A 7,109-nucleotide genomic window follows, 5' to 3' on the forward strand; every position below is an offset into this window, starting at 1 on the left:
GTGGATCAGTCGTTCAGTATAGCAGCGCCGTCCTGGCCGCGCCCGCAGGTACAATGCGCGCCATGGACAAGTTCGATGTAGCAGTGGTGGGGGCCGGAGCAGCCGGCATGATGTGCGCGGCGAGGGTCGGGCAGGCAGGATTGCGCGTGGTCATCATCGACCATGCGGAGAAATTGGCCGAGAAAATCCGTATCTCTGGCGGCGGGCGCTGCAATTTCACTAACCTTCACGCCGGCCCGGCCAATTTCCTGTCGGAAAATCCACATTTTTGCCGCTCGGCACTGGCTCGATACACGCCCCAGGATTTCCTCGACCTCCTGCAGCGTCATCGGATCCGCTGGCACGAAAAGCACAAGGGGCAACTGTTCTGCGACGAATCGAGCGAGGATATCATCGCCATGTTGCGGCGCGAGTGCGACGCCGGACGTGTGCATTGGCGCATGCCCTGCCGCGTCAACGAGGTGGCGCGCAGTGGCGACACATTCCGGATTGCCGCTGACGGCGGCGAGTTGCTCGCCAGGCATCTGGTGGTGGCCACCGGCGGACTATCGATCCCCAAAATCGGAGCGACCGATTGGGGATACCGTCTTGCCAGGCAGTTCGGCCTGCCGGTGGTCGAGCCTCGCCCGGCGCTGGTGCCGCTGACGTTCGATGCCGCCACCTGGGAGCCGTTTGCCGAGCTGGCGGGCGTTTCGCTGGAAGTGCGGGTCGAGACCGGGGCCGCACGCTCGCGCGGCAGCTTTGTCGAAGACCTGTTATTTACCCATCGCGGTCTTTCCGGGCCCGCCATCCTGCAAATCTCGAGTTACTGGCAACCGGGGGAGCTCATTGAGCTCGACCTGCTGCCGGCCGCTTCGGCCGAGTCGATGCTGCTCGAGAGCAAGGCCGCGTCGCGCAAGCACCTGTCGAATCTCCTGGCGCAATGGCTGCCGGCGCGTCTGGCCGATGTCTGGATTCGTCACCAGAGGCTGCCTGCGCAATCGCGCATCAATGAGTTGCCGGATAAAGCGCTGCGACGCATGGCGGCAGCATTGAACCATTGGACGCTCAGGCCGTGCGGCTCTGAAGGGTGGCGCAAGGCAGAAGTCACGCGCGGCGGTGTCGACACACGCGTGTTGTCGTCGGCATCGATGCAGGCCAATGCCGTGCGAGGCCTGTATTTCATTGGCGAAGTGGTCGATGTGACCGGTTGGCTGGGCGGCTACAATTTTCAGTGGGCCTGGGCCTCCGCGGTGGCTGCGGCAACCGCCATCGCTGCCGAAAACGGTTGAAAATCAGCCGCTCGTCCGGGGCGAGCGTCGTTGCGGAAAACCCTATTTGCGTCTATATTTGCGCCATGAACTTTCGTTCGGCCCGGTCTGCGGCCAGTCCTTTCGCCTCGCATTTGCCAGCCAGCCCGCTACATCTGGCAGAGCCAGGTTGGCTATTGCGTTCGGCGCGCTGCTGAACACGCTGTTGCCGCTCTCGCACTTCGCCTCCGGCATAACCCAAGCACGAGTTTTTGTCTGGCCCTGGCTGGAAGCACCCTGAATCCAAAGCACCGACGATCCCCACAGGAGAATAAACATGGCTGACAAGCTGATTGTGTTCGATACGACGTTGCGCGATGGCGAACAGTCGCCCGGCGCATCGATGACAAAGGAAGAAAAAATTCGCATCGCCCGTCAGCTCGAACGCCTGAAAGTCGACGTTATCGAGGCTGGTTTTGCCGCCAGTTCCAATGGTGATTTTGATGCCATCAAGGCCATTGCCGGGTTGATCAAGGACAGCACGGTATGCAGCCTGGCGCGCGCCAATGACCGGGATATCGGACGTGCCGCTGAGGCGCTCAAGGACGCCAACTCCGCGCGAATCCACACTTTCATCGCGACCTCGCCGCTGCACATGGAAAAGAAGCTGCGCATGACGCCGGAGCAGGTGCTGGAGCAGGCGAGGCTGGCAGTTCGCTTCGCGCGCCGCTTTACCGACAACATCGAGTTTTCGCCCGAGGACGGCAGCCGTTCCGAGATGGATTTCCTGTGCCGGGTGCTGGAGACGGTGATCAGCGAAGGTGCCACCACCATCAATGTGACCGACACAGTCGGCTACGGCGTACCGGAACTGTACGGACAATTGATTCGCACGCTGCGCGAGCGCGTACCGAATTCGGACAAAGCGGTATGGTCGGTACATTGCCACAACGATTTGGGCATGGCGGTTGCGAATTCGTTGGCCGGCGTGAAAATCGGCGGTGCGCGGCAGGTCGAATGCACCATCAACGGCCTGGGCGAGCGCGCCGGCAATACGTCGCTCGAAGAGATCGTGATGGCAGTCAAGACGCGCCGGGACTACTTTGGGCTCGACCTCGGCATCGACACGACGCAAATCGTGCCCGCCTCCAAGCTCGTTTCCCAGATCACCGGATTCGTGGTGCAGCCCAACAAGGCGGTGGTCGGCGCCAATGCATTTGCTCACGCTTCGGGAATTCACCAGGACGGCGTGCTCAAGGCGCGCGACACGTATGAAATCATGCGGGCCGAGGACGTGGGCTGGAGCACCAATAAAATCGTGCTGGGCAAACTGTCTGGCCGCAACGCCTTCAAGCAGCGCCTTCAGGAGCTGGGCATCTCGTTGGATTCGGAAGGCGAGGTGAACAGTGCGTTTGCTCGCTTCAAGGAGCTTGCCGACCAGAAGGCCGAAATTTTCGACGAGGACATTCTGGCGATCGTGTCGAACGAAGCGCAGACCGGCAGCGGCGAGCACTTCGAATTCGTTTCCCTGTCGCAGCATTCGGAGACTGGCGAGCGTCCTCACGCGCGCGTGGTATTCCAGGCGGCCGGATCCGAACAGACCGGCGAGTCCGACGGCAACGGGCCGGTCGATGCCACACTCAACGCGATCGAGGGCCAAGTCAAGAGCGGCGCTGAACTGGTGCTGTATTCAGTCAACGCGATCACCACCGGCACGCAGTCGCAGGGCGAGGTGACTGTGCGTCTGTCCAAGGCCGGCCGTATCGTCAACGGTGTCGGCACCGACCCCGATATCGTCGCAGCATCGGCCAAGGCGTACCTGTCGGCGCTGAACAAGCTGTACTCGAAAGCGGAAAAATTGAATCCGCAACTGACGCCCTGATAATCGGGGCGGGAGTTTCATGCTCCCCGGTATGGAAGCGGCGCCCCGGGGAGGGCGCCGTTTGCGTTGCGGCGAGGCGGATCGTCAGAACAGAAACCGCCGATCGGGGTCGTGCAGCGGATCAGGCGTGGTCTGGGTCATGCGCAGGATGCCGTCGGGGCTGAAATAGAAATGCATCAGCATGTCCCAGGCGCCATATTGCTTGAAGCGATAAGTCCAGACTTCGCGTTTCATGAGCGGGAAATAGGCCGTTTCGACCGGAATGCCGAAATGCCGCCGGACGTCGTCCTCGGTCCATTTGCCGATCTGGGCCTGGTCGAACGCGTGGCTGGTCATGACATCCTGCACGTGCAGCACCCGGCCATGCGCGTCGAAATCGACGGCGATCGTGTGCTGGCCGTATGGGCGGGTCGGGTAGAGCCAGCGCGTGACGCCGTCTGGCCATTGATATACCTCGCGCGGCATGCCGAGGCGGGTCTCGACGTCCGCGCGGGATACGCCCGCGGGAATGGTCCGCCAAATCGGCGTACAACCCGCGACGCAACCGGCCACCAGCAACGCGGCCAGCGACACTCTACGGGCCAGAGCGAGGCGGACGATGCGCCACAGGAATGCCATGTTTCCTCCTCGGTCGTCTTGGCCCTCATTATGCGCCGCCTGAGTTGGCAATGGTGACAACGCGATATGGCTGCCGGGATTTTCGGGGCGAGTTCTGCTGGCAATCGGGGGATTTTTGCCATATAATCCTGCACTTGCAGTTGAATCGCGTTTTTTGCTTGGCACCGGACGCGGTTTTTGTAAATCCACGGCACGGCCTTTCTTCCGTGACCGCTTGTTCACTTAAGGAAAATCAATGTCAGTTGCAGACATCAAAAAGTCGGACGTCGTTGCGCAGTACGCGCGAGGCGCCAAGGATACCGGTTCGCCTGAAGTTCAGGTTGCTCTCTTGACGGCACGCATCAACGAACTGACGCCGCATTTCAAGGCGCACATGAAGGATCACCACAGCCGTCGCGGTTTGCTGCGCATGGTGAGCCGCCGTCGCAAGCTGCTCGACTACCTGAAGGGTAAAGACGCTGACCGTTATCGTTCGTTGATCGAAAAGCTCGGGCTGCGCAAGTAAGCCGGAGGAATTGATTGAAGATGCCTGTATCAGCACGCTGATGCAGGCATTTTGCTTTTTAGCGGCAAGGCGCTGGTACAGTGTTTTGCCTGGATTCTCGGGACCCCGCGGCAAGTAGGCTTTGTGTCATTCCAGCAGCGAGCCAGACCAGCACTGAAACGGTGCGGCGGTTGTTGGAATGGCATAACACTCCCCCTACGATTCGTCGGGTTTGCCCGGCAGCGTTGTCGCGCCGCTGCACCAATGAGCGCGACTCGACACAGGAGTGCAAATGTTCAATAAAATCGTGAAAACCTTCCAGTGGGGACAGCACACGGTACGTCTGGAAACGGGCGAAATCGCTCGTCAGGCCAGTGGCGCTGTTCTGGTGGACGTCGATGAGACCGTCGTGTTGGCTACCGTGGTGGGGGCCAAGAATGCGAAACCGGGCCAGGATTTTTTCCCGCTGACCGTTGACTACATCGAGAAAACCTACTCGGCCGGCAAGATCCCCGGCGGCTTCTTCAAGCGCGAAGGCCGTCCGTCCGAGAACGAGACGCTGACTTCCCGTCTGATCGATCGCCCGATTCGCCCGTTGTTTCCGGAAGGCTTCTACAACGAAGTCCAGGTCGTCATTCACGTTTTGTCGATCAACCCGGAAGTGCCGACCGATATTCCGGCGCTGATCGGTGCCTCGGCGGCGCTGGCCGTCTCCGGCCTGCCGTTCAACGGACCGGTTGGCGCGGCACGGGTAGCCTACATCGACAACCAGTACGTCCTGAACCCGACCCGCACGCAAATCGCGTCGTCGCGACTCGACCTGGTGGTCGCAGGTACCGAGCGGGCGGTATTGATGGTCGAATCGGAAGCCGACCAATTGCCGGAAGACATCATGCTCGGCGCCGTCGTGTTCGGCCACGAACAAATGCAGACAGCCATCAACGCGATTCATGATCTGGTGCGCGAAGGTGGTAAGCCGGAATGGGACTGGACGCCACCCGCAAAGAACGAGCCGCTGATCGCGAATGTGTTGGCGCTGGCCGAGCAGGATTTGCGCGCTGCCTATCAAGTGCGCGAAAAGCAGGCTCGCACTCAGCAGGTTCGCGGTGTGTATGCTCAAGTCAAAGCCAAACTGGCCGAGCAAGCCGCTGCGAACGGCGCGGCCGCTCCTGACGACGTCGAAGTCGACAACATTCTGTTCGATCTCGAGGCGCGCATCGTGCGCAGCCAGATACTCAATGGCGAGCCGCGTATCGATGGTCGCGATACCCGCACGGTACGTCCCATCAGCATTCGCACCGGCGTGTTGCCGCGTACTCATGGGTCGGCGCTGTTCACGCGCGGCGAGACGCAAGCGCTGGTCGTCGCGACCCTGGGGACCAAGGGTGACGAGCAGATTATCGACGCGCTGCAGGGCGAGTACCGCGATCGCTTCATGCTTCACTACAATATGCCGCCGTTTGCCACTGGCGAAACAGGGCGTGTCGGTTCGCCCAAGCGCCGCGAGATCGGCCATGGTCGTCTGGCCAAGCGTGCGCTGTTGGCCTGCTTGCCTAGCGAACAGGAATTCGGGTATTCAATTCGAGTGGTATCGGAAATCACCGAGTCGAATGGCTCGTCTTCGATGGCCTCGGTGTGCGGCGGTTGCCTGGCGCTGATGGATGCTGGCGTGCCGATGAAGGCGCACGTCGCCGGCATTGCCATGGGTCTGATCCTCGACGGCAACAAGTTCGCCGTCCTGACCGATATTCTGGGCGACGAAGATCACCTCGGCGATATGGATTTCAAGGTGGCCGGTACTGCCGATGGCGTGACCGCGCTGCAGATGGATATCAAGATTCAGGGCATCACCAAGGAAATCATGCAAGTCGCGCTGGCGCAAGCCAAGGAAGGCCGCATGCACATCCTCGGCAAGATGCAGGGCGCCGTATCGGGCGCTCGTACGGAGCTGTCGGAGTTTGCGCCGCGCATGGTGTCGCTCAAGATCAATCCGGAGAAGATTCGCGATGTAATCGGCAAAGGCGGCTCGGTGATTCGTGCGCTGACCGAGGAAACCGGCACCAGCATCGATATCTCCGACGACGGCGTGGTGACTATCGCCAGCACCAACTCGGAAGGGATGGCCGAGGCCAAGCGACGCATCGAAGCCATCACGGCTGAAGTCGAAGTGGGGCAGGTCTATGACGGTACCGTGTTGAAGCTGCTAGAGTTCGGTGCGATCGTCAGCGTGCTGCCGGGTAAGGATGGTTTGCTGCACATCTCCGAAATTGCCAACGAGCGAATCAAGGACATCAATGAATGGCTCAAGGAAGGCCAGGCGGTGCGCGTCAAGGTGATCCAGCATGACGACAAGGGTCGCCTGCGTCTGTCCGTCAAGGCATTGACGCCGGAAGAGCAGGGAACACCGCTGGTCAAGCGCTCGTCGGAATCCGAGGCGCAAGCACAGTAAGCGAGGTGATCGATACCGGGCTGTCGACGGCTCGGTGATCGCGACGTAAAGAGCGAGCTTAGGCTCGCTTTTTTTTGCCTAAATGCGGTAAAAAAGCAGGGCTAGGTATTTACAAGATTTTGGATCATCTATAAAATCTCATTTCTCTGTTAGGGGGTATAGCTCAGCTGGGAGAGCGCTTGCATGGCATGCAAGAGGTCAGCGGTTCGATCCCGCTTACCTCCACCACAGAACTGTTTCGCGTGATCAGATCAAGCGAAACTTCGCAAGCGAAGTAAAAGCATATATAATGTGCGCCTTCGCTGAAATAGAGGCGAAATCAGCCAAGATTTTGTCCCCTTCGTCTAGAGGCCTAGGACATCACCCTTTCACGGTGAGTACAGGGGTTCGAATCCCCTAGGGGACGCCAGGATTCGACGCCGGAGTCATTCGGTTGAGTTCTGAACG

Annotated in this window: 5 protein-coding genes and 2 tRNA genes; 6 read left to right on the forward strand and 1 reads right to left on the reverse strand. The window is 60.2% G+C overall.

The window, feature by feature from the left end:
* Nucleotides 1-62 precede the first annotated feature (62 nt).
* Both EPN80_RS01550 and EPN80_RS01555 read left to right on the forward strand, forming a co-directional pair.
* Nucleotides 63-1,271 carry an NAD(P)/FAD-dependent oxidoreductase gene (locus EPN80_RS01550; RefSeq protein ID WP_293022779.1) on the forward strand — a complete coding sequence of 403 codons (1,209 nt, stop codon included), beginning with the start codon at nucleotides 63-65 and terminating at the stop codon, nucleotides 1,269-1,271.
* Nucleotides 1,272-1,566: 295 nt separating this feature from the next.
* Nucleotides 1,567-3,111, forward strand: coding sequence for a 2-isopropylmalate synthase (locus EPN80_RS01555; protein ID WP_293022782.1), 1,545 nt, complete (start codon nucleotides 1,567-1,569; stop codon nucleotides 3,109-3,111).
* Nucleotides 3,112-3,195: 84 nt separating this feature from the next.
* On the opposite strand, the gene EPN80_RS01560 is transcribed toward EPN80_RS01555, so the two are convergent.
* The gene (locus EPN80_RS01560) at nucleotides 3,196-3,729 is read right to left on the reverse strand and encodes a hypothetical protein (protein ID WP_293022785.1); all 534 of its coding nucleotides are present in this window, start codon (nucleotides 3,727-3,729) and stop codon (nucleotides 3,196-3,198) included.
* A 235-nt stretch (nucleotides 3,730-3,964) separates the two neighbouring features.
* Between EPN80_RS01560 and rpsO the strand changes: the two genes are divergently transcribed.
* From rpsO to EPN80_RS01580, 4 genes are all read left to right on the forward strand, one after another.
* Complete coding sequence (rpsO, locus tag EPN80_RS01565; RefSeq protein WP_047214431.1) at nucleotides 3,965-4,234, forward strand: 30S ribosomal protein S15; 270 nt, start codon at nucleotides 3,965-3,967, stop codon at nucleotides 4,232-4,234.
* Nucleotides 4,235-4,499: 265 nt separating this feature from the next.
* A complete protein-coding gene (gene pnp, locus EPN80_RS01570; protein WP_293022791.1) occupies nucleotides 4,500-6,662 on the forward strand; it encodes a polyribonucleotide nucleotidyltransferase in 2,163 nt (720 codons plus the stop codon).
* Nucleotides 6,663-6,814: 152 nt separating this feature from the next.
* Nucleotides 6,815-6,890: transfer RNA gene (locus EPN80_RS01575), tRNA-Ala, on the forward strand.
* Between the two features lie 105 nt (nucleotides 6,891-6,995).
* Nucleotides 6,996-7,071 (forward strand) — tRNA-Glu (locus EPN80_RS01580).
* The last annotated feature ends 38 nt before the right edge of the window (nucleotides 7,072-7,109 follow it).

It is taken from the genome of Pandoraea sp., assembly GCF_004297875.1.
Classification (GTDB): domain Bacteria; phylum Pseudomonadota; class Gammaproteobacteria; order Burkholderiales; family Burkholderiaceae; genus Pandoraea.